Annotated in this window: 19 protein-coding genes and 1 pseudogene; 4 read left to right on the top strand and 16 right to left on the bottom strand. The window is 72.0% G+C overall.

The genetic code is table 11. The annotated features are described in order from the left end of the window. Positions 1–37: 37 nt before the first annotated feature. Positions 38–1,717: an ATP-binding protein gene (locus ACIQ9G_RS32130; RefSeq protein WP_403616661.1), complete on the top strand. Its 1,680-nt coding sequence runs from the start codon at positions 38–40 to the stop codon at positions 1,715–1,717. Continuing rightward, positions 1,714–2,394 (top strand): response regulator, encoded by a 681-nt coding sequence (locus ACIQ9G_RS32135; RefSeq protein WP_403616664.1) that lies wholly within the window; start codon positions 1,714–1,716, stop codon positions 2,392–2,394. Before ACIQ9G_RS32130 ends, ACIQ9G_RS32135 begins: the two co-directional genes overlap by 4 nt. A 54-nt stretch (positions 2,395–2,448) precedes the next feature. On the opposite strand, the gene ACIQ9G_RS32140 is transcribed toward ACIQ9G_RS32135, so the two are convergent. From ACIQ9G_RS32140 to ACIQ9G_RS32150, 3 genes are all read right to left on the bottom strand, one after another. Beyond that, positions 2,449–3,510: an ABC transporter substrate-binding protein gene (locus tag ACIQ9G_RS32140; RefSeq protein WP_403616667.1), complete on the bottom strand. Its 1,062-nt coding sequence runs from the start codon at positions 3,508–3,510 to the stop codon at positions 2,449–2,451. Between the two features lie 79 nt (positions 3,511–3,589). Further along, entirely contained in the window at positions 3,590–4,453 is an 864-nt protein-coding gene (locus tag ACIQ9G_RS32145; protein WP_403616670.1) for an ABC transporter permease, read from the bottom strand. Then, positions 4,443–5,258, bottom strand: a complete 816-nt coding sequence (locus tag ACIQ9G_RS32150; protein WP_403616673.1) for an ABC transporter ATP-binding protein — start codon at positions 5,256–5,258, stop codon at positions 4,443–4,445. The genes ACIQ9G_RS32145 and ACIQ9G_RS32150 overlap by 11 nt, the downstream gene beginning before the upstream one ends. Positions 5,259–5,418: 160 nt before the next feature. On the opposite strand from ACIQ9G_RS32150, the gene ACIQ9G_RS32155 reads away from it, so the two are divergent. Further along, a complete protein-coding gene (locus ACIQ9G_RS32155; protein ID WP_403616675.1) occupies positions 5,419–6,111 on the top strand; it encodes a response regulator in 693 nt (230 codons plus the stop codon). Between the two features lie 101 nt (positions 6,112–6,212). On the opposite strand, the gene ACIQ9G_RS32160 is transcribed toward ACIQ9G_RS32155, so the two are convergent. The 6 genes from ACIQ9G_RS32160 to ACIQ9G_RS32185 form a co-directional block, all read right to left on the bottom strand. Further along, entirely contained in the window at positions 6,213–7,805 is a 1,593-nt protein-coding gene (locus ACIQ9G_RS32160; protein ID WP_403616678.1) for a cation acetate symporter, read from the bottom strand. Beyond that, complete coding sequence (locus ACIQ9G_RS32165; RefSeq protein WP_403616680.1) at positions 7,802–8,365, bottom strand: DUF485 domain-containing protein; 564 nt, start codon at positions 8,363–8,365, stop codon at positions 7,802–7,804. The genes ACIQ9G_RS32160 and ACIQ9G_RS32165 overlap by 4 nt, the downstream gene beginning before the upstream one ends. Positions 8,366–8,425: 60 nt before the next feature. Next, the gene (locus ACIQ9G_RS32170; protein WP_403616683.1) at positions 8,426–9,118 is read right to left on the bottom strand and encodes a response regulator; all 693 of its coding nucleotides are present in this window, start codon (positions 9,116–9,118) and stop codon (positions 8,426–8,428) included. Next, entirely contained in the window at positions 9,115–10,266 is a 1,152-nt protein-coding gene (locus tag ACIQ9G_RS32175) for a sensor histidine kinase (RefSeq protein ID WP_403616686.1), read from the bottom strand. Before ACIQ9G_RS32175 ends, ACIQ9G_RS32170 begins: the two co-directional genes overlap by 4 nt. After that, on the bottom strand, positions 10,263–10,859 hold the full coding sequence (locus ACIQ9G_RS32180) for a DUF1453 domain-containing protein (protein WP_403616689.1): 597 nt from the start codon (positions 10,857–10,859) through the stop codon (positions 10,263–10,265). The genes ACIQ9G_RS32175 and ACIQ9G_RS32180 overlap by 4 nt, the downstream gene beginning before the upstream one ends. A 205-nt stretch (positions 10,860–11,064) precedes the next feature. Further along, entirely contained in the window at positions 11,065–13,188 is a 2,124-nt protein-coding gene (locus ACIQ9G_RS32185; RefSeq protein ID WP_403616691.1) for a type IIA DNA topoisomerase subunit B, read from the bottom strand. A gap of 439 nt (positions 13,189–13,627) precedes the next feature. On the opposite strand from ACIQ9G_RS32185, the gene ACIQ9G_RS32190 reads away from it, so the two are divergent. Further along, positions 13,628–13,858 carry a hypothetical protein gene (locus ACIQ9G_RS32190; RefSeq protein WP_392195154.1) on the top strand — a complete coding sequence of 77 codons (231 nt, stop codon included), beginning with the start codon at positions 13,628–13,630 and terminating at the stop codon, positions 13,856–13,858. Positions 13,859–14,001: 143 nt separating this feature from the next. Here ACIQ9G_RS32190 and ACIQ9G_RS32195 read toward each other — a convergent pair whose 3' ends face one another. From ACIQ9G_RS32195 to ACIQ9G_RS32225, 7 genes and pseudogenes are all read right to left on the bottom strand, one after another. Continuing rightward, the gene (locus ACIQ9G_RS32195) at positions 14,002–14,862 is read right to left on the bottom strand and encodes a S1 family peptidase (protein WP_403616694.1); all 861 of its coding nucleotides are present in this window, start codon (positions 14,860–14,862) and stop codon (positions 14,002–14,004) included. A gap of 122 nt (positions 14,863–14,984) precedes the next feature. After that, positions 14,985–16,526 carry an RNA polymerase sigma factor gene (locus ACIQ9G_RS32200; protein WP_403616697.1) on the bottom strand — a complete coding sequence of 514 codons (1,542 nt, stop codon included), beginning with the start codon at positions 16,524–16,526 and terminating at the stop codon, positions 14,985–14,987. A 547-nt stretch (positions 16,527–17,073) separates the two neighbouring features. Further along, positions 17,074–17,961: a FadR/GntR family transcriptional regulator gene (locus ACIQ9G_RS32205; protein WP_403616700.1), complete on the bottom strand. Its 888-nt coding sequence runs from the start codon at positions 17,959–17,961 to the stop codon at positions 17,074–17,076. Between the two features lie 162 nt (positions 17,962–18,123). Then, positions 18,124–20,619, bottom strand: a complete 2,496-nt coding sequence (locus tag ACIQ9G_RS32210; protein ID WP_403616703.1) for an ATP-binding cassette domain-containing protein — start codon at positions 20,617–20,619, stop codon at positions 18,124–18,126. A 182-nt stretch (positions 20,620–20,801) separates the two neighbouring features. Then, complete coding sequence (locus ACIQ9G_RS32215; RefSeq protein ID WP_067301855.1) at positions 20,802–21,560, bottom strand: NUDIX domain-containing protein; 759 nt, start codon at positions 21,558–21,560, stop codon at positions 20,802–20,804. A 95-nt stretch (positions 21,561–21,655) separates the two neighbouring features. Further along, positions 21,656–22,163: pseudogene (locus ACIQ9G_RS32220) on the bottom strand (hypothetical protein); the annotation flags it as partial. A gap of 170 nt (positions 22,164–22,333) precedes the next feature. Next, positions 22,334–24,307: a DUF4192 family protein gene (locus ACIQ9G_RS32225; protein WP_403616706.1), complete on the bottom strand. Its 1,974-nt coding sequence runs from the start codon at positions 24,305–24,307 to the stop codon at positions 22,334–22,336. Positions 24,308–24,402: the final 95 nt, after the last annotated feature.

Consider the following 24,402-nt stretch of genomic DNA (forward strand, 5'->3'; position numbering starts at 1 on the left):
TGGGGCGGCCCCCGCCCTCCGACGTACCGTCATGGGCATGAGCCCCACTCCCCCGGCACGCCGCCGGCGCCTCGGCCTGCCCCGGCGGGTGTTCTCGCAGGTGCTGCTGATGCAGCTCGCGATCGCCGCGGGAGTGGCGGTGCTGGCGACCGGGCTGTTCCTCGCGCCGCTCAGCCATCAGCTGGACGACCAGGCGATGCGCCGCGCCCTCGCCATCGCGCGGACCGTCGCCCAGGACCCCGAGATCGCGCGGGACGTGCAGAACACCGCCCCGACGGCCGACGGGCCCGTACAGCGGGCGGCGGAGCGGATCCGGCTGGCCACGCGGGCGGAGTACATCGTCGTGATGGACTGGCGGGGCGTGCGCTGGTCGCACACCGACCCGCGGCGGATCGGCCGGCCCGTGTCGACCGACCCCACCGAGGCGCTGGCCGGCCGGGAGGTCATGGAGATCGACAAGGGCACGCTGGCCCGCTCCGCCCGCGGCAAGGTGCCGCTGTACGGCGCCGACCACGGCATCGTCGGGGCCGTCTCCGTCGGCATCGCGTACGACAGCGTCCGGGCCAGGCTGCTCCATGCCATCCCGGGCCTGCTCGCGTACGCGGGCGGCGCCCTGGCCGTCGGCGCGCTGGCCGCCTGGCTGATCTCCCGCCGGGTCCAGCGGCAGACGCGGGACCTGGCCTTCTCGGACATCGCGGCGCTGCTCGCGGAACGCGAGGCGATGCTGCACGGCATCCGCGAGGGGGTCGTGGCGCTGGACCGCACCGGCCGCGTCCGGCTGCTCAACGACGAGGCGCGGCGGCTGCTCGGCCTCGGCGACGAGGCGGTCGGCCGGTCCCTCGACGAGGCCCTCGGCGCGGGCCGCACGACCGACGTCCTGGCCGGCCGGGTGACCGGCACCGACCTGCTCACCGTCCGCGGGCAGCGCGTCCTCGTCGCCAACCGCATGCCCACCGGTGACGGCGGCGCCGTGGCGACCCTGCGCGACCGCACCGAACTGGAGCAGCTGGGCCGCGAACTGGACTCCACACGCGGCCTGATCGACGCCCTGCGCGCCCAGGACCACGAGCACGCCAACCGGATGCACACCCTGCTCGGGCTGCTGGAGCTGGAGATGTACGACGAGGCCGTCGAGTTCGTCGGGGAGGTGGTCGGCGACCACCGGGCCACGTCGGAACAGGTCACCGAGAAGATCCAGGACCCGCTGCTCGCCGCCCTGCTGGTCGGCAAGGCGACCGTCGCCGCCGAGCGCGGGGTCGCGCTCTGGGTGTCGGACCGGACCCGGCTGCCGGACCGGCTGGTCGATCCCGGGGGGCTGGTGACGGTCGTCGGCAACCTGGTGGACAACGCGCTCGACGCGGTCGCGGCCACACCGCACGCGCGCGTGGAGGTCGAACTGCGCGCCGAGGGACGCACCGCCGTCCTCCGGGTGTGCGACACGGGGCCCGGCGTTCCCGCGGACCAGCGCGAGTTGATCTTCACGGAGGGCTGGTCGACCAAGCAGCCGCCGGCGCACGGCAAGCGGGGGATCGGCCTGTCCCTGGTGCGCAGGCTCGCCGAGCGGCAGGGCGGGAGCGTGTCGGTGGACGAGGCGGACGGCGGCGGCGCGCGGTTCACGGTCGTCCTGCCCGAGGCACTAGCCGAGCCGGGCCCGGAACCGGCGCCGGCCGCCGCCGATGGGGCGGCCGGGAGTGCCGCCGGGGAGGAGTCGCGATGATCGAGGTCCTGGTCGTGGACGACGACACCCGGGTGGCGCGGGTCCACGCGGCCTATGTCGAGAAGGTGCCCGGCTTCCACGTGGCGGGCGAGGCGCACGGCGCGGCCGAGGCGCTGCGCCTGCTGGAGACGCTGCCGCGGGTGGACCTGGTGCTCATGGACCACTACCTGCCCGACGGGACGGGCCTGGCGGTGGTCCGGGAGATGCGCCGGCGTGGTCACCGGCTCGACGTGATCATGGTGACGGCGGCCCGGGACCTGGCGACCGTGCAGGCGGCGATGCGGCACGGAGCCCTGCAGTACCTGGTCAAGCCGTTCGCCTTCGCGGGTCTGCGGGCCAAGCTGGAGGCGTACGCCCGGCTGCGGCGCACCCTGGACGGCGGCGGCGAGGCCGAGCAGGCGCAGGTGGACCGGATCTTCGGGACGCTGTCCGCGGCGCCGGAGCCCGGACTGCCCAAGGGGCACTCCCCCGCCACCGCCGAACTCGTCCGCAGGTCTTTGATGAGCGCGCACGCGCCGGTGTCCGCCCAGGAGATCGCGGAGCGGACCGGGGTGAGCCGGCAGACCGCCCAGCGCTATCTGAAGCTGCTGGAGCGTACGGGACGGGCGCGGCTGACCCTGAAGTACGGCGACGCGGGCCGCCCGGAACACCGTTACGTGTGGGCGACCCGCGCCTGAGGGCACGGCCCGTGGGGGCGGGGGAAGGGACCGTGCCCCCCATGCATACGGATGTCAGCCCGCGGCCTTCTCGGCGAACTCCGTCGTGTACGTCTTGCTGAGGTCGATCTTGGCGTTCTTGATGTTCGGGTTGAACGCCTTGAGGACCTTCTCGACCGTCCCCGGTCCGTCGGCCGGCATGATGCCGTCCTTGGTGAACATCGGCAGCGTGCTCTTGATCGCCTGGGCGTAGAGCGCCTTGTCGCCCTGGGAGTAGTCGGCGGGCATCTTGGCGGCGATCTCCGAGGCGCTGTGCGTGGACATCCACGTGAGCGTCTTGACGAACGCATTGGCCAGCTTCTGGACGGTGTCCTTGTGGCTGTTGACCCAGTCCGTCTGCATGTACAGGCTCGACGACGGGTACGGCCCACCGAGCGCCTGCTGCGAACCCTCCGGTGTCCGCATGTCGACGAGGACCTTCCCCGCCTTCTTGTCCAGGATCGTCGCGACGGTCGGATCGGTGGTCATACCGCCGTCGATGGCGCCCTTCTGGAGCGCGGAGATGAAGGTCGGTCCGGCGCCGACGGCCACCGGGGTGAACTCGCTGACCTTGACCCCGTTCTTGACCGCGAGGTACTTGGTGAGGAAGTCGGTCGAGGAGCCGAGGCCGGTGACGCCCAGCTTCTTCCCCTTGAAGTCCTTGGGCGAGGTGATCGTGCCCGCCGCCTTGCCGGAGACGACCTCGACCTCGCCGGGCGCGTGCGAGAACTGGACGACGGACTCGACCGACTTCCCCTTCACCTGCAGGTCGAGGGTGTGGTCGTAGAAGCCGACGGCGCCCTGGACCTGGCCGGAGACGAGCGCGGTCTCGGCCTGGACGCCGGCGGGCTCGCTCAGCAGCTGGACGTCCAGGCCCTCCGCGGTGAAGTAGCCGAGCCGCTGGGTGAGCATCGCGGGCAGGTAGATGACCTTGTCCAGGCCCCCGACCATGATCTTGACGTGCTCGCCCTTGCCGCCCCCCGAGCCGCTGCCGGAGTCGGACGTCGAACTGGCCGCGTCGTTGGCGCAGGCGGTGAGGGAGGTGAGGGCGAGCAGGCCGGCGGCGGCCGACGCGGCGAGTCTGGCGGTCTTGCGCATGGGAGTTCACGTCCTTGTGAGAGGCGGTGCGGGCAGCAGAAGCGCTGATGATGCGAACTGCGATACGGGAGGGGTTCGTTCAGTCCCCGGAGCCGGCGGGCTTCCAGCGGAAGATGCGGCGCTCGGCGAAGGTGAGCAGCCCTTCGGCGAAGAGGGCGACCACGGCGAGGATCACCATCGCGGCGTACACACCGGCCGCGTTGAACGTGCCCTGGGACTGCGCGACGAGCAGGCCGATGCCCTTGGTCGCGCCGATGTACTCGCCGACGATCGCGCCGATGAGGGCGAAGCCGAAGCTGACGTGGAGGCTGGTGAAGATCCAGGAGGTGGCGGACGGGACGACGACCTGAAGGGTCACCCTGCGGTCGCCGGCACCGAGGATCCGGGCGTTGGCCACCAGGTTGCGGTCGACCTCCCGGGCCCCCTGGAAGGCGTTGAAGAACACCGGGAAGAAGACCAGGACCACGGCGGAGGCGACCTTGGAGGCCGGTCCCAGCCCGAACCAGATCACGAAGATCGGGGCGAGCACGATCCTCGGTATGGAGTTGAGCACCTTGATGTAGGGCCCGAGGACGTCGGCGAGGAAGGCGACGCGGCCGAGCACGATGCCGAGGACCACACCGGCCACGACGCCGAACAGCCAGCCGAGGAGCGCCTCGTGCAGGGTGTACCAGATCTGCTCGCCCAGCGAGCCGAGCGCGGTGCCGTGGGTGATCCAGGTCCATATCTGGTCCCAGATCTTCGAGGGCATCGAGAAGTTGAACGGATCGATGATCCTGGCCCGGGAGAGCGCCTCCCACAGGCCGAGCACGGCGACCAGGAGCAGGACCCGCATGGTGGTCACGATCGTCCTGCGGCGGCGGGCGGCGCGGGCCCGGGAGTGCGCGCGGTCCGGCGTCTTGGCCGTGTCGACGACGGGCGTGGTGAGGACCTCAGGCGACATGGGCGGCACCCCTCTCACGGGTGATGCGGACCTCTTCGCCGAGGGACTCCCAGATCTCGCGGTAGATGTCGATGAACCGCGGCTCCAGCCGCACCTCCTCGACCTTGCGCGGCCGGGGCAGGTCGATGTCGAAGACGTGCTTCACCGTCGCGGGACCGGCGGTCATCACGACGACCTTGTCGGCCAGCGCGATCGACTCCTCCAGGTCGTGGGTGACGAAGACGACCGAGGCGCCCGTGCCCTCCCACAGCTCCAGCAGCTCGTCCGACATCAGCGCCCGGGTCTGCACGTCGAGGGCCGAGAACGGCTCGTCCATCAGCAGGATCTCGGGGTCGTTGACGAAGGTGGCGGCGAGGGCGACGCGCTTGCGCTGGCCGCCGGAGAGCTGGTGCGGGTAGCGGTCCTCGAAGGCGGCGAGGCCGACCCGGGCCAGCCATGCGCGCGCCTTCTCCTTCGCCTCCGCCTTCGGTACGCCGCGGAAACGCGGTCCGGCCATCACGTTGGACAGCACGGTCCGCCAGGGGAAGGTGGCGTCCTGCTGGAAGACGAACCCGACCTTGTCGCCGACACCGCGAACCGGTGTGCCGGCGACCAGCACCTCGCCCTCGCTGGGCTCCTCCAGGCCGCTGACCAGGGTCAGCGTGGTCGACTTGCCGCAACCGGTGGGGCCGACGACGGCCACGAACTCACCGCGTGCCACGGTGAGGTCGAGGCCCCTTACGGCCGTGTGCAGGCCCCCTGACGGGGTCCTGAACGTCTTGCTGGCGCCCCGCAGTTCGATGGCGGGGCTGGTGTCTGCGCTCATGGCCGGGACGGTAGGTGTGGTGCGGGCCACAGCAGCAGTCTTCTGGGCGCAAGCCGTTCTTTTGCTCGCAAGCACCTGTTGTGCTCGTTTTGCTCGCGCTACAACAACGTAGCCGAATACGGGCTTGACGCTCGCCAAGGCCTTGAGGGAGAGAGGCCCGATGATTGACGTCCTGGTGGTCGACGACGACTTCCGTGTCGCCGAGATCAACGCCAAGTACGTGGGAAAGGTTCCCGGTTTCCGGGTGACCGCCCGCGCACACAGTGCCGCGCAGGCTCTGACCGCCGTCCAGCGCGGCGGCATCGACCTGGTCCTGCTCGACCACTACCTGCCCGACCGGACGGGTCTGCAACTCGTCCATCACCTGCGGGAACAGGGCCACGGCGCCGACGTCATCATGATCACCGCGGCCGGCGACGTGGCGACCGTGCAGCAGGCGATGCGCCTGGGCGCGCTGCACTACCTGGTCAAGCCCTTCACCTTCGCCGCGCTGCGCACCCGCCTGGACTCCTACGCGGCCCTGCGCCGCACCGTCGACCGCGTCGGCGGCCGGGGAGTGGCCGGGCAGGAACAGGTGGACCGGATCTTCGGTGCCCTGCGCACCAGCCCCGCGCCGTCCTCCCCCGGCCTGCCCAGCGGTCACTCGGAGCCGACCACGGATCTGATCTGCGGCGTCCTGCACCGGGCCGGCGGGCCCCTGTCGGCCCACGAGGTGGCCGCGGAGACCGGCCTGAGCCGCTCCACGGCCCAGCGCTACCTCCGCCACCTGGAACAGGCCGGACGTCTGCGCCTCTCCCTCAGATACGGCGACACGGGCCGCCCCGAACACCGGTACGCGTGGGTGGCGCCGTAACCCGGCACCCGGACACCACGACGGGACGCCACCGGCTCACCGGGCCTGATCAAGGGCGCTTTCACCGCCTGCCCGCGCCCTTGATCCATCGGAGACGGCGTCTATACGGCTCCCGCGCCGGTCAGCGACCGCACCTCCGTCTCCGCGTGCTTGGCCTCGTCCGGCAGTTCGGCGGAGGTGACGGTGCCCAGCCAGCCGGCGAGGAAGCCCAGCGGGACGGAGACGATGCCCGGGTTCTGCAGCGGGAAGTACTGGAAGTCGACACCCGGGAACAGCGAGTCGGGACTGCCGGACACCACCGGCGACAGCACGACGAGCACAAGCGCCGGCACCAGCCCGCCGTATACGGCCCACACGGCGCCGCGCGTCGTGAAGCCCCGCCAGAACAGCGAGTAGAGCAGCACGGGCAGGTTCGCGGAGGCGGCGACGGCGAAGGCGAGGCCCACCAGAAAGGCGACGTTCAGATCGCGGGCGAGCAGACCGAGCCCGATCGCCACCACGCCGATGCCGACCGCGGCGACCCGCGCCACGGCGACCTCGCTGCGCTGCCGGGCGCCCCGGCGGCGCAGGGAGGCGTACAGGTCGTGGGCCACCGACGCCGAGGAGGCGAGCGTGATCCCGGCGACGACGGCGAGGATCGTGGCGAAGGCGACGGCGGCCACCACCGCGAACAGCACCGTGCCCCCCGTGGAGTCCGCGCCGCCTCCCAGGTCGAGGGCGAGCAGCGGAACCGCGGTGTTCCCGGCCGCGTTGGAGCCCCGCACGGCCGCGGGGCCGACGATCGCGGCCGCCCCGAAGCCGAGGACGATCGTCATCAGGTAGAAGCCCCCGATGAGTCCGATCGACCAGATGACCGACCGGCGGGCGGCCCGCGCCGTCGGCACCGTGTAGAACCGGGACAGGATGTGCGGCAGTCCGCCCGTGCCCAGCACCAGGGCGAGTCCGAGACTGATGAAGTCCAGGCGGGCCGTCCAGTCCCCGCCGTACTTCAGGCCGGGGGCCAGGAAGGCGTCTCCGTGGCCGCTGCGCTCGGCGGCGGTGAGCAGCAGGCGGTCGATGTCGCCGTGGAACCGGACCAGGACGAGCACGGTCAGCACGACGGTGCCGCCGAGCAGCAGGACCGCCTTGACGATCTGGATCCAGGTGGTGGCCCGCATCCCTCCGAAGGACACGTAGACCACCATCAGGGCTCCGACGCCGACGACCGTCCAGGCCTGCGCCCCCTGGTCGGTCCGTCCGAGGAGCAGCGCCACCAGGCTGCCCGCGCCCACCATCTGCGCCACCAGGTACAGAACCGAGACGGTCACCGACGAGGTTCCCGCCGCGATCCGCACCGGACGCTCGCTCATCCGGGCCGCGACCACGTCGGCCAGGGTGAACCGCCCGCAGTTGCGCACCAGCTCGGCGACCAGGAACAGCACCACCAGCCAGGCCACGAGGAAGCCCACCACGTACAGCATCCCGTCGTAGCCGAACAGCGCGATGAGCCCGGCGACGCCCAGGAAGGACGCCGCCGACATGTAGTCGCCGGCGATGGCAAAACCATTTTCCATGGGCGAGAAGAGCCGGCCGCCCGCGTAGAACTCCTCAGCCGAGCCGTGCCGATGACGGCTCACCCAGGTCGTGATCCCCAGCGTGACGGCGACGAACGCGCTGAACAGCAGCAGCGCCAGGGTCTGATGGTTGTCCGTCACGAGACCCCGCCCCGCACGCCACGCGTCAGTTCCTGGGTGTCCCAGCGCAGTTCCAGCGCGGGCCGGTCCCGGCGCAGCCGCGCGTGCCGCGCGTAGGCCCAGGTGAGGAGGAACGTGCTGAGGAACTGGCCGAGCCCCGCCAGCATCCCCACGTTCACCGCGCCCAGCACCGGTCGCGCCATGACCCCGGGCGCCGCCGTCGCCGTCACCACGTACCCCACGTACCAGGTGAAGAAGACCGCGACCGCCGGCACCACGAACCTCCGGTACCGGCCGCGCACCTCCCGGAACGCCGCGCTGCGCTGCACCTCGAGATAGACGCCGGCCGCCGCGCCGACGGCGCCGACGGCGCCGACGGATTGATCCTCCCGGCGCGCCCCCGGCACCGGTGCGGCCGGGACGGGCACTCCGTCCCCCTCACCCCATCCGGAGGCCAGTGCGTCGTACCAGGGGTCCCGATACCTCATGTCTCCGGATGACGAATCCTGGCCCTCGTGGCTCTCGACCACGTTCTCGGGACCTTCACCGCCACCGCGGGAACGACCGTTGCTTGACTGCATGTCCAAGGATGGACAGAACGGGAAGATCCCCGACTTCTCTTCGCCGCCCTCTTCACCCCATTAGGTGATCGGCCGGGTCGGTGGCCGGACCAGCCCCTTCGCATAGGCGTAACGCACCGCCTGGGCACGGTCCTTGAGGCCCGTCTTGGCGAACAGGTTGTTGATGTGGGTCTTCACGGTGGCGGTCGAGACGTGCAGTCGGCGGGCGATCTCCTGGTTGCTCAGGCCGTCGGCGATGAGCTCCAGCACTTCGGTCTCCCGCGCGGTGAGCCCGTCCGGCGCCGCGGCCGGGACGGCGGGCGGGGGCTGCGCTTCGGCCAGACGCTCCAGCAGGCGCCGCTGGATGCCGGGTGACAGTCCGGCGTCCCCGGACAGCACGCTCTGTACGGCCCGGACGATCTCGTCCCCGCCGGCGTCCTTGGTGAGGTAGCCGCGGGCTCCCGCTGCGAGAGCGGGGAACAGGGAGTCGTCGTCCGCGAACGTCGTGAGGATCACCACCTGTGTCCCCGGATGTTCCGAGCGGATCCGGCGGGTGGCCTCCACGCCGTCGCAGCGGGGCATGCGCAGGTCCATCAGGACCACGTCCGGAGCCAGCTCGGCGACGAGTTCCACCGCCTCGTCCCCGTCGCCCGCGGACCCGACGACCTCGATCCCGGGCAGCAGCCCGAGCAGCATCACGATGCCCTCGCGGACCACGGTCTGGTCGTCCGCCACGACGACCCGCGCGGGCCTCTTCCCGGGCTCTTCCGTCATACCGGCACCTTCAGCGTCACCGCGAAACCCTCCTCGTGCGGCCCTGCCTCCAGCGAGCCGCCCAGCAGCTCGGCACGCTCCCGCATGCCCAGCAGACCGTACCCCCCTCCGGACGCGGTCAGTTCTCCCGGCGTGCCGCCCGTGTCCCGCACGGCGAGGGTGACTTGGTGCTCGCCGTAGTCCAGCCGCACCCGGACCCGGGCGCCCGGAGCGTGCTTGCGGACGTTGGTCAGCGCCTCCTGGGCGACCCTGCGCACGGTCTGCGAGGCCTCGGCCGGCAGCGGTCTGCGTTCACCCGTGACGGTGACATCGGCACCGTCGTTCATCCCTACGAGCCCGTTGAGGAAGTCCTCCAGCGGGGTCAGCTCCCCGCGCAGGGCGGACAGCGCCTGCCGGGTCTCGGAGAGGCCGTCGCGGGCCATGCCCCGTGCCGCCACCACCCGTTGAAGGATCTGCTCCCGGTCGGCACCCCGCTCGATCAGGAGCCGGGCGGCCTCCAGGTGCACGAGCTGCGCCGAGAGGCTGTGGGCGAGGACGTCGTGGATCTCCCGGGCGATCCGGGCCCGCTCCGCCAGCGCCGCCGACTCCGCCTCCGCGGCCCGCGCCGCCCGCTCCTGGACGAGCAGCCGCTGGGCCTGGCCCTGGGCCTCCGCGTCGAGACGCAGGACGTATCCGGCCAGGGCCAGGCCCGCGGTCGTGGCGGCGGTGGTCAGCCACGGGTCGCTGTCGACCGCCGCGTACGTCGCGAGGGCTGCCGACGTCACCGGCAGGGCGGCGGCCAGGGGCAGCCGCTCCAGCGACACCACGGCGCAGCCGCACCAGAGGACCAGAGCCGGCACCCGGAAGCCGGTGACCTGTGCCACCACCCCGATCGCCATGAGCACGGCGACCAGAGCGAGGGACGGCCGGAGTCTGTGGTCGAGCGTTGTGCGGAAGAAGGCCCAGGAGGCCAGGGCGGCCGCCAGCAGGCCCACCGCCGCCCCGGCCGCGGCCCAGGGGTGGACGTGACTTCCGGTGAAGACGCCCCACAGCAGCATGCCCAGGACCAGCAGCCTCGCGAACAGCGCCAGGAATCGCCGCGCCCGGGAGATCCCGGCGCGTCCGAGCGCCTCGCGCGAGGGCCAGCGCGTCCAGACGTTCTCCGTCACACGCGCTCCTTCCACGCGGGCCGCGGCCTGTCGTCACGGTACGCCGCGGCACGGACGTCCGTCGTGGCGCGGAGATCGGACGGGACAGGGACGTCCGTCGTGGCGCGGAGGCCGGACGGGACACGGACGTCGGACGGGGCGAGGGCCCGTGTCCGCAAGGCCAGGACGGCGGAGCGAATCAGCAAGGTACCCGCGAGGGCGAGGGTCACGGCGGAACTGTTCTGACGCACGCCCAGCAGCACGCCGAGTCCGAAGAGGCCCCCGCGCACGGCGACGCCCGCGATCCAGACGGCCGCGCCGGCCCTGCCGCTCCTGGTCCATACCGTGCCGTCCGCCTCCACCCATAAACGGGTGGTCCAGGCCCAGCCGGCGCCGACGGCGAGGCCGACGGCGACCTCGGCGGCGAGGAGCGCGACGGACTCGGTGCGGTGGCGGACGTCGACCATGACGGGATCGCGCAGCGCGACGACCGCGAGGACCGCGGGCAGGAGCCACCAGCGCCGGTCGGCGTCGAATCGGCGGGCGCGGAACTGCCGCGAGATCACCAGGGCGGCGACGACCACGATCACCAGCGCGTTGACCAGCCCGGACATCGGAGCCTCCGTAAACGGAAGGGGTGCGACGGCCGAGTGCCGCCGACGCCTTCGACGCTACGGAAATCGGCGGGCCGGGTGATCGGAGCCGGGGTGGACCACGGGTGGATCAAGGGTGGAGCCCGAGACACCGCGCCTCTCCACCCGCGGGTGGAGGCCGGAGGAGAGGGACTCCCCCGGCACCCGCACCCGCCCGGCGGAGCGGCTACGCGTCGATGCGTGAGCGGTCCAGCGTCGCCGCCGAGCTCGCGATGAACTCCTTGCGGGGTGCCACGTCGTTGCCCATCAGGAGGTCGAAGACCTGCTCCGCGGACTCCAGGTCGGAGAGGTTGATCCGGCGCAGGGTGCGGTGGCGCGGGTCCATGGTCGTCTCGGCCAGCTGGTCGGCGTCCATCTCACCGAGGCCCTTGTACCGCTGGATCGAGTCCTTGTAGCGGATGCCCTTGCTCTGGAACTCCAGCAGCTTGTCGCGCAGCTCGCGGTCCGAGTACGTGTAGACGTACTTGTCCTGGCCCTTCTTCGGCTGGATCAGCTCGACGCGGTGCAGCGGCGGCACCGCGGCGAACACCCGGCCCGCCTCGACCATGGGCCGCATGTAGCGGTGGAAGAGCGTGAGCAGCAGGGTGCGGATGTGGGAGCCGTCCACATCGGCGTCGGTCATCATGATGATCTTGCCGTAGCGGGCAGCGTCCAGGTCGAAGGTCCGGCCTGACCCCGCTCCTATCACCTGGATGATCGCGCCGCACTCGGCGTTCTTCAGCATGTCCGTCACGGACGACTTCTGGACGTTGAGGATCTTGCCTCGGATCGGCAGCAGCGCCTGGAACTCGGAGTTCCGCGCGAGCTTCGCCGTACCGAGGGCCGAGTCGCCCTCGACGATGAAGAGCTCGCTGCGGTCGACGTCGTCGCTGCGGCAGTCGGCGAGCTTGGCGGGCAGCGAGGAGGACTCCAGGGCCGTCTTGCGGCGCTGTGCGTCCTTGTGCTGCCGAGCGGCGATGCGCGTGCGTGCGGCGGCGACGGCCTTCTCCATGACCACGCGGGCCTGCTGGGCCGCGTCGCGCTTGGTGGAGGTCAGGAACGCCTTGAGTTCCCTGCTGATCACGGTGTTCACGATCCGGCGGGCCGCCGAGGTACCGAGGACCTCCTTGGTCTGGCCCTCGAACTGCGGTTCGGCGAGGCGGACCGTGACGACCGCGGTGAGGCCCTCGAGGGCATCGTCCTTGACGATGTCGTCCTCGGCGACGCGCAGCAGCTTCTTGGCCCGCAGCACCTCGTTCATCGTCTTGGCGACGGCCTGCTCGAAGCCGGCGACGTGGGTGCCTCCCTTGGGGGTGGCGATGATGTTGACGAAGGACCGGAGGGTCGTCTCGTAGCCGGTTCCCCAGCGCAGCGCGACGTCCACGCCGAGCTCACGGGTGACCTCGGTGGGCGTCATCTGGCCATGGTCGTCGAGGACCGGGACCGTCTCCTTGAAGGTGCCGTGCCCGGTGAAGCGGAGGACGTCGCAGACAGGCCTGTCACTGGCCAGGTACTCGCAGAACTCGCTGATGCCGCCGTCGTAGCGGAAGGACTCCTCGCCCTTGCTGCCGCCCTCGCCCAGCCCGTACTCGTCGCGGACCACGATGGTCAGGCCCGGCACCAGGAAGGCGGTCTGGCGGGCTCGCTGGTGCAGGTTCTCCAGGGAGAGCTTGGCGTCCTTGAGGAAGATCTGCCGATCGGCCCAGTAGCGCACCCGGGTGCCGGTGCGGGTCTTGGGGATCTTCTTGGCCTTCCGCAGGCCCCCCTTGGCCTCGAACCTGGCGTCGGGCCCGCTGCCGGTGAACGCGCCGGGGACGCCGCGCCGGAAGCTGATGGCGTGGGTGTGGCCGCCGCGGTCCACCTCGACGTCGAGGCGGGCGGACAGGGCGTTGACCACGGAGGCGCCGACACCGTGCAGACCGCCGGAGGCCGCGTACGAGCCGCCGCCGAACTTGCCGCCCGCGTGCAGCTTGGTCATGACGACCTCGACGCCGGACATGCCGGTCTTGGGCTCGACGTCGACCGGGATGCCCCGGCCGTTGTCCCGCACCTCGACGGAGCCGTCGTCGTGCAGGATCACGTCGATGTGGTCGCAGTAGCCCCCCAGGGCCTCGTCCACGGAGTTGTCGATGATCTCCCAGAGGCAGTGCATCAGACCGCGGCTGTCGGTCGAGCCGATGTACATGCCCGGGCGCTTGCGTACGGCCTCGAGCCCCTCGAGGACGAGCAGGTGCCGCGCGGTGTAGTTGGAACCGTCCCGGTCTGCTCCTGCCAGCAGAGCTGTGGACGGCACGGACGTCTCGGCGGTCACGCGGTTCGCTCCTCGCTGAATTTCGAGTGGGCCCTGCGGGGTGAGGGCGTGGCATCGGTAGCCGCTCAGAGGGTACCGAGGCCTGGTAGAGCCCTTGCAACGCAACCCTCGGCTGAGACCCAGAGTAGTAGAGAGTCGTATGGATGTTCGATCCTTCGATGGAGTGAAGCACGAATCACGTTCCCTTCGAGGCATGAACCATTTAGGCTCCGGGCACGTCCTCATGAACAACCGGCAACCCGGCCGGGAGGACCGATCCATGACCGACCGCGCGAAACCGTAAGACACACAGAAACGCAATACGGCACATTCGCCGCCAAACCGGCAGCAGCCGACGTCTCGGAAAGGTTTTTCGAGAAAAAGCCACGAGCGGGAACGTTTGGGGCTGGTTGGATGTTGACCCTGGTACGACAGCTCGTCGAGCTAGAGAAGAGGCGACGTGACTACTGTTCTGACCCCCGCGAGCCCGCTGACGGCCGCTGACCGCTGCGACCGTTGCGGCGCCCAGGCGTACCTACGCGTCGTCCTGGCGAGCGGCGGCGAACTGCTCTTCTGCGCCCACCACGGCCGCAAGTTCGAGCCGGAACTCAAGAAGATCGCCGCTGAGATACAGGACGAGACGGAGCGCCTCACCACCGTTCCCGCTTCCGCGTCCGAAGATGAGCGCTGACACCTCGCACGACGAGCCACTGCCGGCGCAGGCCGGCGAACGGGCGGCCACTCCTCACACAGGAGCGGCCGCCCGTCCACGTGGCCGTCGCGCACCGGGCCGTCGTTGATCCATCGATCGCCGTCACGCCCCGCTGATCCCCGTCAGCCCTGGCGGGATCCGTGCGGCGTCTTGTTCTTGCCGGTGGAGGCGCCCAGCGTCCGTACGACCTCGGACACGCGCGTGTAGACCCCCGGGCTCCCCGGCCGCCCGCAGCCGTTCCCCCAGGACACGAGGCCCACCAGCCGCCCCTCGGCGACCAGCGGCCCACCGCTGTCCCCCTGGCAGGCGTCCTTGCCCCCCTCCTCCTCCCCCGCGCACAGCATGGTCTGCGGCATGTAGGTGCCGTCGACACCGCCCGGGTACGCCCGTCGGCACTGGGCGTCGGACAGGATGTGCACGCCGGCGGCGTGCAGGGTGTGCGGATACGCCGAGTTGCCGGTGGTGTCCCCCCAGCCGTAGACCGTCGCGCCGGTGCCCGGTGTGTACGCCGGGTCGCCCGGGCCCGCCATCGCGATGACCGAGCTCTGGGGCAGCGGCTCATCGAGGGAGAGCACCGCGAAGTCGCCGGCGTTGGTGGCACCGTTGTAGCGCGGATTGATCCAGACGCTGCGTACGGAGACTTCCCTGCCCTCGTCCGAGAGCAGATCCGTACGCCCTGTGATGACTTTCAGATCGGGTGTCGGTGGCGCGCCGATGACCTCCTTGGCCATGCAGTGGGCGGCCGTCAGCACGGTGGTCGGGCCGATGGCCACACCTCCGCAGAACTGTCCGGCACGGGTACCCCCGAACCGGTCACGGCTGGACAGCGCCACCGCCCACGGACTCACGGACACGTCTACGGGAGTACCGCCGACGACCACGCCGTCGGCGGTCGCCGGGGCGGCGTTCACCAGCGGTATCGCGGCCGTGGCGGCCGCTATGACCAGCGGCCGGGCCAGTGCCCGGGCAATACGGCTTCGCATGCACACTCCTCACTCCTTGGGCGTCATCGAACACCCAGAGTGATTCAGAGCGGCGCGGGCCGCAGCACGAAGGCCCGGCGCCCCTGAGGGGAACCGGGCCTTCGGAGCCGTACCGCTGCGACCTAGTCGAGGTAGTCGCGCAGCACCTGCGAACGCGACGGGTGGCGCAGCTTCGACATGGTCTTGGACTCGATCTGGCGGATGCGCTCACGCGTGACGCCGTAGACCTTGCCGATCTCGTCGAGAGTCTTCGGCTGACCGTCGGTGAGACCGAAGCGCATGGAGACGACGCCCGCCTCGCGCTCGGACAGGGTGTCGAGGACCGAGTGCAGCTGCTCCTGCAGCAGCGTGAAGCTGACCGCGTCGGCCGGGACGACCGCCTCGGAGTCCTCGATGAGGTCACCGAACTCGCTGTCGCCGTCCTCGCCCAGCGGGGTGTGGAGCGAGATGGGCTCGCGGCCGTACTTCTGGACCTCGATGACCTTCTCCGGGGTCATGTCGAGTTCCTTGGCCAGCTCCTCCGGGGTGGGCTCGCGGCCCAGGTCCTGGAGCATCTGGCGCTGCACGCGCGCGAGCTTGTTGATGACCTCGACCATGTGCACCGGGATACGGATGGTGCGGGCCTGGTCGGCCATGGCGCGGGTGATCGCCTGACGGATCCACCAGGTGGCGTACGTGGAGAACTTGTAGCCCTTGGTGTAGTCGAACTTCTCGACCGCGCGGATCAGACCGAGGTTGCCCTCCTGGATGAGGTCCAGGAAGAGCATGCCGCGGCCGGTGTAGCGCTTGGCCAGGGAGACCACCAGACGGAGGTTGGCCTCCAGGAGGTGGTTCTTGGCGCGGCGGCCGTCCTCGGCGATGATCTCCAGCTCGCGCTTGAGCTTGGGGGCGAGCTTGTCGGCGTTGGCCAGCTTGTCCTCGGCGAACAGGCCGGCCTCGATGCGCTTGGCGAGCTCGACCTCCTGCTCCGCGTTGAGCAGGGGGACCTTGCCGATCTGCTTGAGGTAGTCCTTGACCGGGTCGGCGGTGGCGCCGGCCGCGGCGACCTGCTGGGCCGGGGCGTCGTCCTCGTCCTCGTCGGAGAGCACGAAACCGGCGCTCTCGGCGCCCTCGGGCTCGTCGCCGGCCTTCGGGGCGTCCTCGAGGACCTCCTCTTCGAGGAGCTCCGCGTCGTCCTTCTTGGCGGCGGTCGTCTTCTTCGCCGCCGTCTTCTTGGCGGCAGTGGTCTTCTTCGCCGCCGTCTTCTTGGCGGCGGTCGTCTTCTTGGCGGCGGCCTTCTTGGGGGCGTCGTCCTCGACGGGCGCGTCGGCGGCGGGCTCCGCCGGCGTGGCGGTGGCGGTGGCCTTCCTGGTGGTCACCGTCTTCGCCGCGACCGTCTTGGTGGCGGTGCGCTTGGCCGGACTCTTCGCTGCGACGCTCTTTCGGGTGCGCTTGTTGGGCTCCGCGGCACTGACCATCAGCGTCACACCCTCTTCCTCGAGGATCTGGTTGAGGCTGCGCAGTACGTTCTTCCACTGAGTGGCCGGAATCTGGTCAGCTTCGAAGGCCCGACGCACATCGTCGCCGGCGATCTGCCCCTCAGCCTTTCCCCGCTCAATGAGCGCCATGACAGAGACGGACTCGGCGATCTCCGGCGGGAGCGTACGGGATGTGCTGGCCGACACGAACAACCTCTCGGAACGTTGGAAAACGGCTTCCGGCCCCGTCCACGGGGGACAGGAGCCGACCACCGGCCTGGGGATGGGCCGACGGCGCGGGCGGGGGCCGGGAAGAGGCACAGCGCCGTGAACGGCGTCCGTATTCCCTCCGCGGCTGTCACCTCTTAGGTCATCGCGCTGTCTCCACGAGCGTTACGCCCAATCTGCGTGGCCCGAGTCACACCCCGTAAGCACTCAAGAACGGCCAGATGTGGGCAATTGGGGTCACCTGTGCCGCTGACCGGACCCTACCTGCGGACTTCACCACGGTAGCCGCACCGCCGAGCCGCTTCCGCGCCGCTCGCCGCGCACTCGCCGTTCGCTCCCGGCCGATCGCCACGCCGCCCGGTCGCTCGCGACCGTCGCTCGCGGACCTCGCCGGATGCACAAGGGATCCGGCGAGGTCCTGCGAGCGGCGGTCCGGCGCCTCGGTGGGGCCGCGAGGGGCGATGCAGCCGGCCGTGCCGTCCGCTCGAGAGGACGGCAGAGCCCGGCCGTGTCGTCTCCGCGCGGGTCAGTGCTCGCGCGGCGCGGGGACGACGCGCTCGACCTCGGGGTGCACCGTGAGCAGCTGGCGCATGGCGGCCTCCGCCGCCGCGCCGTCGCCCGCCGCGAGCGCGTCGACGATCCGCGCGTGCTGCGCCAGGGTGGTCTCGTTCGGCCGTTCGCAGCCCGTGACGGGGCCGCCGGAGACCTGGAGGGCGGCGGACACGATGCCGGAGAGGTGCTCCAGCATGCGGTTGCCCGCGATCTGGATGAGCAGGGTGTGGAACTCGGCGTCCGCGCGGGAGAACGTGAGCGCGTCGCCCTGGCCCAGGGCGTGCCCCATGATCTCGACCATGTCGGCGAGGCGCTGCTGGACGTCCTCGCGCCCGTGCCCGGCGGCGAGGCGCGCGGCGAGCGGCTCGATCGTCCAGCGCAGCTCGCTCAGCTCGCGGCGCTGGTCGTCGCGCTGCGGCCCGAAGGCCCGCCACTCGATGATGTCGGGGTCCAGCAGGTTCCAGTCGCTGACCGGGCGTACGCGCGTGCCCACGTTCGGGCGGGCGCTGACCAGGCCCTTTGCCTCCAGCACGCGGAGGGACTCGCGGACGACGGTGCGGGAGACCTCGAAGCGCTGGCCGATCTCCTCGGGCACCAGCGGGCGGTCGGCGCCCAGATCCCCGGAAACGATCATCTGTCCCAGCTGCTGAACGAGTTGGCCGTGCAGTCCGCGGCCGCGGCTGCCCGTGGCACGCCGGCCCACCCGGCCCAGCTCCGGTTCCGGCCCCTCCCAGGAGGGGGCGCCGACGCGATCGGGGACGGGCGCTTCGGCGTAGGGGTAGCGGTCGAGTCCGCCCGGGCCGACGAGGCCGGAGTCTGAGGAGCGGGCGGCGGTCATCATGGTGTGCGCAAGGGTACTCACGGATCCTTTGTCGGCGCCGTCTCCAACTCCCTTGAGGTCTTTGGTGAAAAGCACACGAAAGGGTGATCGCTCACTCCGTCGCAATTGACGCCTTATCGAAAAGAAATGAGCACCCCTCGGGGAGTTGTGCCCGCGGGACGACCGAAAAGACGCGAAGGGCGGTCACCCGATCCTGCTTCGCAGGGTCGTCAGCAGGTAGGCGCACAACAGCGTGGCCAGCGACAACGTCAGTGCGCCGCCCACGGGTTGTGCGATCACCTGGGCAGCGGCGGCCACCAAGCGGTCCCCTCCGAAGGGCCACTGCAGCAGGAACGATTCGCGAAGACGTTGGGGGAAACCGGCGGCGGCCCGGTCCGTGGCCCCCGCCAAGACCTTCTCCATCAGGGGCACGGCGAGCACCGGCACGGCGAGCACCGCGGCGAGCCCGGCCGTGGTGGACCGGAACAGGCCGGCGGCCAGTACGCCGGCCCAGGCGCACCCGACCACGAGGCCGCCCCAACTCGCCGCCGGGGAGAGCCAGTCTCCGGGAACCTGGGTGAGCTCCCGTCCGTAGACGAGGTAGAGCACCTCGGCGTCACAGCCCACCGTGAGGAAGCCCAGCAGCAGCGCGGAGGCGCCCGCGACGAGGAGCTTCGCGCTGAGCAGTCCCAGTCGGCGGGGTACGGAGCCGCGGTCCGCGGCGAGGGCGGGGTGGCGGAACTCGTCGCCGAAGGAGAGGGCACCCAGCAGACCGGCGGCGAGCGCCGCGGGCGGCAGGGGGAACTGCTGCGGCCATGCGGCGAGCAGGCGCGGCTGCGGCGTGTGACCGAGTCGGCCCAGGACCAGGGCCGTGAGGGCGGAGGCGACGAGGGCGGCGGCACCGATGACGAAGCCCGTGCTGATTCCGGCGGCGCGGCGCAGCTCGTAGCGGAGGGGACGCAGGGGGCGGGGGCCGGGCCGGACGGCGATGGGAGGCGGCAAGGGGGAGGAGAGAGCGGGCGCGGCGGCCTCGGCCGGGCGCGGGGTCGGAATCGAGGGCTGCCCGGTCGCCGCGCCGGACGCGCCGGGGTCGGCCTCGCGGGTGGTGGGCGCGTCTCCCGTGGAGCGCGCCGTGGCGGGATCGCCCTTGCTCCCGGGGCGCACGGCAGCGGAGGGGGGCGCGGGGCGCTTGGTCGCGGGTGACTGCGCGGACACGCGCCCGGGATGCCCGGCCGCGGACGAATCAACGGCACGCTCGATCGCGGATGAGCCCGCGGGACGCCCGGTCGCGGGTGAGTGCCCGGAGTGGCCGGGCGTCGATGACTGCGCGGGCGTGGCGGTCGCGGACGAGTCCTGGGGACGGGCGACTGCGGGTGTGCCCCCGGAACGGGCTTCCGCAGGGTGGGAGGCGTTGGAGGGGCCTGCGGGCCGACGGGCTGCGGGGGCGTGTTCGGGGCGGTCCGCGGCGGAGACCCCCTGAAGGGGGGCCGTGGAGCAGGCGCTCTGGGCCGATGCCGTCACCGGCGCGCCGGCGGCAGGGGCCGTGTCGGACGCGCCCTCGGCGTGTGCGGCGACGGACGCCGGATCGGACGGGGATGGGGAGGCCTCGCCGCCGGAGCGGGCGTCGCCGGCCGGCGACGCGTCCTCGGTCACCGGCGTGCCCGCGTCGGCGCCGGAGCGCCGGGGGGCCGGCTGCTCCGGGGCGCGTACGACGTTCACGGGGGCCTTGCGCCGCCCGGTGGCCGACGGCCCCGACGTCGGCGTCGGCGCGGACTGGAGCTGCCCGGTGACCGCTGCGCCGTCCGGAGGCGCCGCAGCGGCACCTGGGCCCATGTCCCCCAACTCGTCAGCTAGTTGGTGGATGAGGATGCCGTGGCGGAACGCCGTCTCGCCGATGTCGGCGCACGTACTGCCGTAGACGGACAGACGATTGCCCTCCTCCCGCACGACCTCCACGGAGTGGCGGGCGGTGCGGGCCTCCTTGGTCAGGGCGGCCGCGAGGCGGGTGGCGTGCGGGCTGCGGACGGCGACCCGGGGGCGCAGCCGGGTGCGGGCGAAGTCGGCGGCCTCCTGGTCGGCGACCAGGATCCCCCGGGCGAGTGTGACGACGCGGTCGGCCGTGCGCGCCGCCTCCTTGGAGTCGGCCGTGGTGTACAGGACCGTGCCGCCCTGGGTCGCGTGGGCCCGGAGCATGCCGTGGAACCAGCGGGCTTCGCGGGGGGAGAGTCCGGCGGCCGGGTCGTCGAGCACCAGTGTGTGCGGGTCGGACAGCAGGGCGCAGGCCAGACCCAGGCGGCGGTCCATACCCCGCGACAGGGTGCCCAGCCGCTCTTCGCGCAGGCTGACGAGCCCGACGACCTCCAGCACTTCGTCGGCACGCCGGGCCGGCAGGCCCGCCGCGGCGCAGAGCATGCGCAGGTGACCGCGGACCGTTCGCGAGGGGTGTCCCGGGACGTCGCCCAGAAGGACCCCGACCTCGTGCGACGGGTGGGCGATGCGGTGCAGGGGTCGCCCCTTGAAATAGGTGATGCCACGGCCCTGTTGGAGTTCGAGCATGAGTCTGAGCGTCGTGGTCTTGCCCGCGCCCGGCGTTCCGAGGAGCGCGGTGACACGGCCCGCGTGCGCTTCGAAGGAGACATCGTCGACGGCGGGCGGAAGGTCCTTGCGGGAGTCGCTGGTCAATCCGAAGGCCTGGATCACCCGCAGCAAGATAGCGCGTTATGTCCGTTTTTTCGGGTAGCGCGACGCGCGTTGATCTCCGCCCATACCCCATCTCGGTCCCTGGTTGGCCGTTCACGGGAAGGAATCGCAAGGAAGATCGGGCCCTGGCCGCCCCGGGCCGACCAGTCGCCGTACCAAGCCTCTCCCACGGGGCGCGGCGGTCAGACCTCCGGGCGCAGCATGGGCGGGTTGAGCAGGGTGGCGCCGCCGGCCCGGAAGAGCTGAGCCGGGCGACCTCCCTGGCGGGTGGTGGTGCCCCCGGTCGGCACCAGGAACCCGGGCGTGCCGGTCACCTTGCGGTGGAAGTTCCGCGGGTCGAGCGCCACGCCCCACACCGCCTCGTACACCCGGCGCAGCTCACCGACGGTGAACTCGGGCGGACAGAACGCGGTCGCCAGCGACGAGTACTCGATCTTGGACCGTGCGCGTTCCACCCCGTCCGCGAGGATCTGGGCGTGATCGAAGGCGAGCGGGGCCACCGGCTCGCCGTCCCGGCCGTACCCGCCCTGCTGCAGCAGTTCCTCGACGGGCGCCCAGCGCGCGTTGCTGGCGTCGCCGCCCGCCCGGGGTGCCGGAAGGTCGGGGGCGAGGGCCAGGTGGGCGACGCTGACGACGCGCATGCGGGGATCACGCTTGGGATCACCGTAGGTCGCGAGCTGCTCCAGGTGGGCGCCGTTGTCCTGGGCGGGAACGGACGGGTCGTGGGCGCGCAGCCCGGTCTCCTCGGCCAGTTCGCGCGCCGCGGCCTGCGACAGGTCCTCGTCGGCCCGTACGAAGCCGCCGGGGAGCGCCCACCGCCCCTGGAAGGGGGGCTCCCCCCTGCGCACCGCCAGCGCGCACAGGGCATGGCGGCGCACGGTCAGCACGACCAGGTCCACGGTGACGGCGAAAGGCGGAAAGGCTGACGGGTCGTAGGGCATGCCGCGATCATAGTCGTCTGCCTGACGATAAACACTCCCTCCGTCAAGGACGTCCATGACCGATCCGTTTCGATCGGTCACGGTTCTCACGGCTCTCAAAACGTTCTCGCCTCCCGTCGGCCTGTGCCGCCTCGTCCGAGGTCACGTTCCCAACCGCGGTCCGTGGCGGCCTCCTCGACCAGGGTCGGTCCGAGCCGGCCGACCCGTACGGAGAAGGGGGCGCCGGCGACCCGCAGCCCCATGAGGCCGATCTCTCCGAGCGGCGCGGAGCTCAGGGAGCGGAGCGCAGGGAGCGGAGCGCAGGGAGCGGAGCGTGACCTTCCGGGCCGGGGCGTCGGGGCAGACGCCCACGAGCGCGGTCGGCAGCAGCACCCCGGCCGCCGCCGACGTGGCCGAGGGGCGGCAGGCCGCCGGGGGACGGGGGGCGCCGCCGCCGGTGCGCTGCTCCCCCGCGTGCGTCTCCGGCAGCCGGTGACCGAACGCCTCGGCCGCCGCCAGGATGCCCAGCAGCAGTGAGGCCGCCTCCTTCTCGCAGCCCTCGGCGGCCAGGCCGGCGACAGCGACGGCCGTCTCCTGGACGCGGATCACACAGGTACGTGCCCCCACGGCTGTCCGTAGCCAGGTCAGACACTGTCCGGCCGCCGGCAGCAGTTCCTCCGTCTCGCGGTCGGGAATTCCCCAGCGGCGAGGGGCCGACCGACCCGGCGCGCGCCGGGCACGGGGCACGCTCGCCTGGGCGAGTCGGCGATCCGTCCCCGGCTCGGGGCTGCCGCTCACGGGGTGCCGTCGGGGGCGTCACCTCGGGCGATCGGGCTCGGGGGGCTGTCGGCACCTCGACGCGGTGCGCCGTTCCTGGCCGCGGTACCTCGGCGTCGGGTGCGGTCCCCGGCCGCGGCGCCTCGGAATGGGGCGGCGTCCCCGGCCGTGGTGCCTCGGAATGGGGCGGCGTCCCCGGCCGTGATGCCCCGGCGCGGGCGGCCTGCCGACTGCGAGGAGTCCAGGTGCAAGGTGTCGCTCCGGGACGTCGCGGGGTGCGTCCTGGCCACCCGGCGCGTCCCGCTCGGGCGCCTCCCGTCCCCGCCCTGGCGCATGTCCTCCCGGCCAGAGCGCGACGGGTCCGGTCGGCCTGCCCTGGTCCGACGCCTGCGTCGGGACGGCGCGACCTCCGACGCCGGGGGTCGGCAGGTACCGCTGGTGGCCCGCCCGTCCGGGGGTGTCCGCGTGTCCGTGTCGCCCTCGGCAGCCGGTCCGGCTTCCCGGGCGGCGGTCTCCGCCGCGCCGTGGGGCGCGGCCCCGTGCGTCTCCCGGGCGTCGGTCGGGCTCGCCTCGCGAGGCGCCGCCCCGTTCGTCTCCTCGCCGACGGCACCGACGGCCCCTTCCGCCTCAGGGACTCCCCTCGCCTCAGGGATTTCGCTTCCCCCCACCTTCGGTCGCGCCCGTCCGTCACGCTCCGCGCGCAGGCAGCGGCGCACCGATTCCGGGTCCAGCCCCTCGTTGCAGGCCTGGTGCAGAAGGCGGGCGAAGAGGTAGTCGGAGTCCGCGCCCAGTGCCATGGCCAGCGCCTCCCTCGCCTCGAGGTCGTCACCGGTGGACCAGGCGACCCAGCCCGCGAGTGTCAGCGGCACGGCCGCGTGCTCGCCGTAGGGGCCGACGCAGCGGCGGGCCAGGGCTCGCCAGAGCCGAAGTGCCGGACCGGCCTCGTCGCCCTCCATCCACTCGGCCGCGCGGTCCCGCGTCTCGCGGTCCTGCAGGCCGAGGATCAGCGCCGCGGCTTCCTGGTGCGTGAGCAGATCGTCGTCCCGCAGGTCCGCCGGCGTGCTGCCGGGGACGAAGGGCGCCTCGGCGAACCGCCGCACGACGCGTTCGGCCAGTTCCAGCGTCTGCTCGGCCACCGCAGCGCGGCTCCCCTCGTCGAGGATCCGGGGCACCAGGTCCATGCCGGCGGTGTCGAGGGCGATCTCCTGGTCCAGCGCCGCGGCCGTCTCCCAGGGCAGCAGTCTGGCCCGCATCTCCCGCAGGCTTCCCCGCACCTGGATTCCGGCGTAGGCCGCCGCGGCGGCCAGTACGGAGGTACCGGGCAGTCCCATTGGCAGCCCCTCGTCGGGGCAGCATCCCTCGGAGGGGCAGCAGTACGACCAGAAGCGGCCGTCGGAGATGCACAGCGCCTCGATCACGGGGACGTCGAGGCGGCCGCATTCCGTGCGCAGCTTCTGGGCGAGCGGCTCCAGCCGCCGCATGACCTGTCGTCCCGACTCACCCGCGGCCGGCTCCTGGCAGAGGAAGGCGACCATCTGCTCGGGCTTGGCACCGCGGCGCTCGCTGCCCGCGATCAGGCCTTGGGCCAGCTGCCGGGCGGCGGACGGCCAGTCGTCCATGCCCGGTGGAATGCCGAGCCTGGCCCGGCCGCCGAACCGGCCGCGTCCGTCCCGGTCGTGCAGCGCGACCAGGACGATGCTGTCCTCCGGGCGGTACCCGAGCAGATAGGGCAGAGCGTCGGCGAGCTCGGCCGGGGTGCGGAGGGTGACCTGATGTTCCGGGCCCTCCTGACCTGACTCCGGGCCGGCGAAAGTGTCGTAGGCGATGTCGCCGCCGCCGGGCTCGGGGTCCCCTTGCGCGTCCCCTCCGTGCCTGTGGTCGCCGGACACGCCCTCGCCGGACAGGCCCTTGCCGTACTCACCCGCGCCGTATGCGCCCGTGCCGAAGTCTCCGCTTTCGGGGGATCCAGTCGTTTCGCTGTGATTCGTCATGCGCCGACGATCTCGCGGAACGTCGAATCCCGCTTTGGCCTGTGGATAAGTCCGATCAGGGACACATCAACCGCACCCGGCGCGGACCGCCACCG

The sequence above is a fragment of the Streptomyces sp. NPDC096152 genome, from assembly GCF_044763235.1.
Taxonomy (GTDB): Bacteria; Actinomycetota; Actinomycetes; order Streptomycetales; family Streptomycetaceae; genus Streptomyces.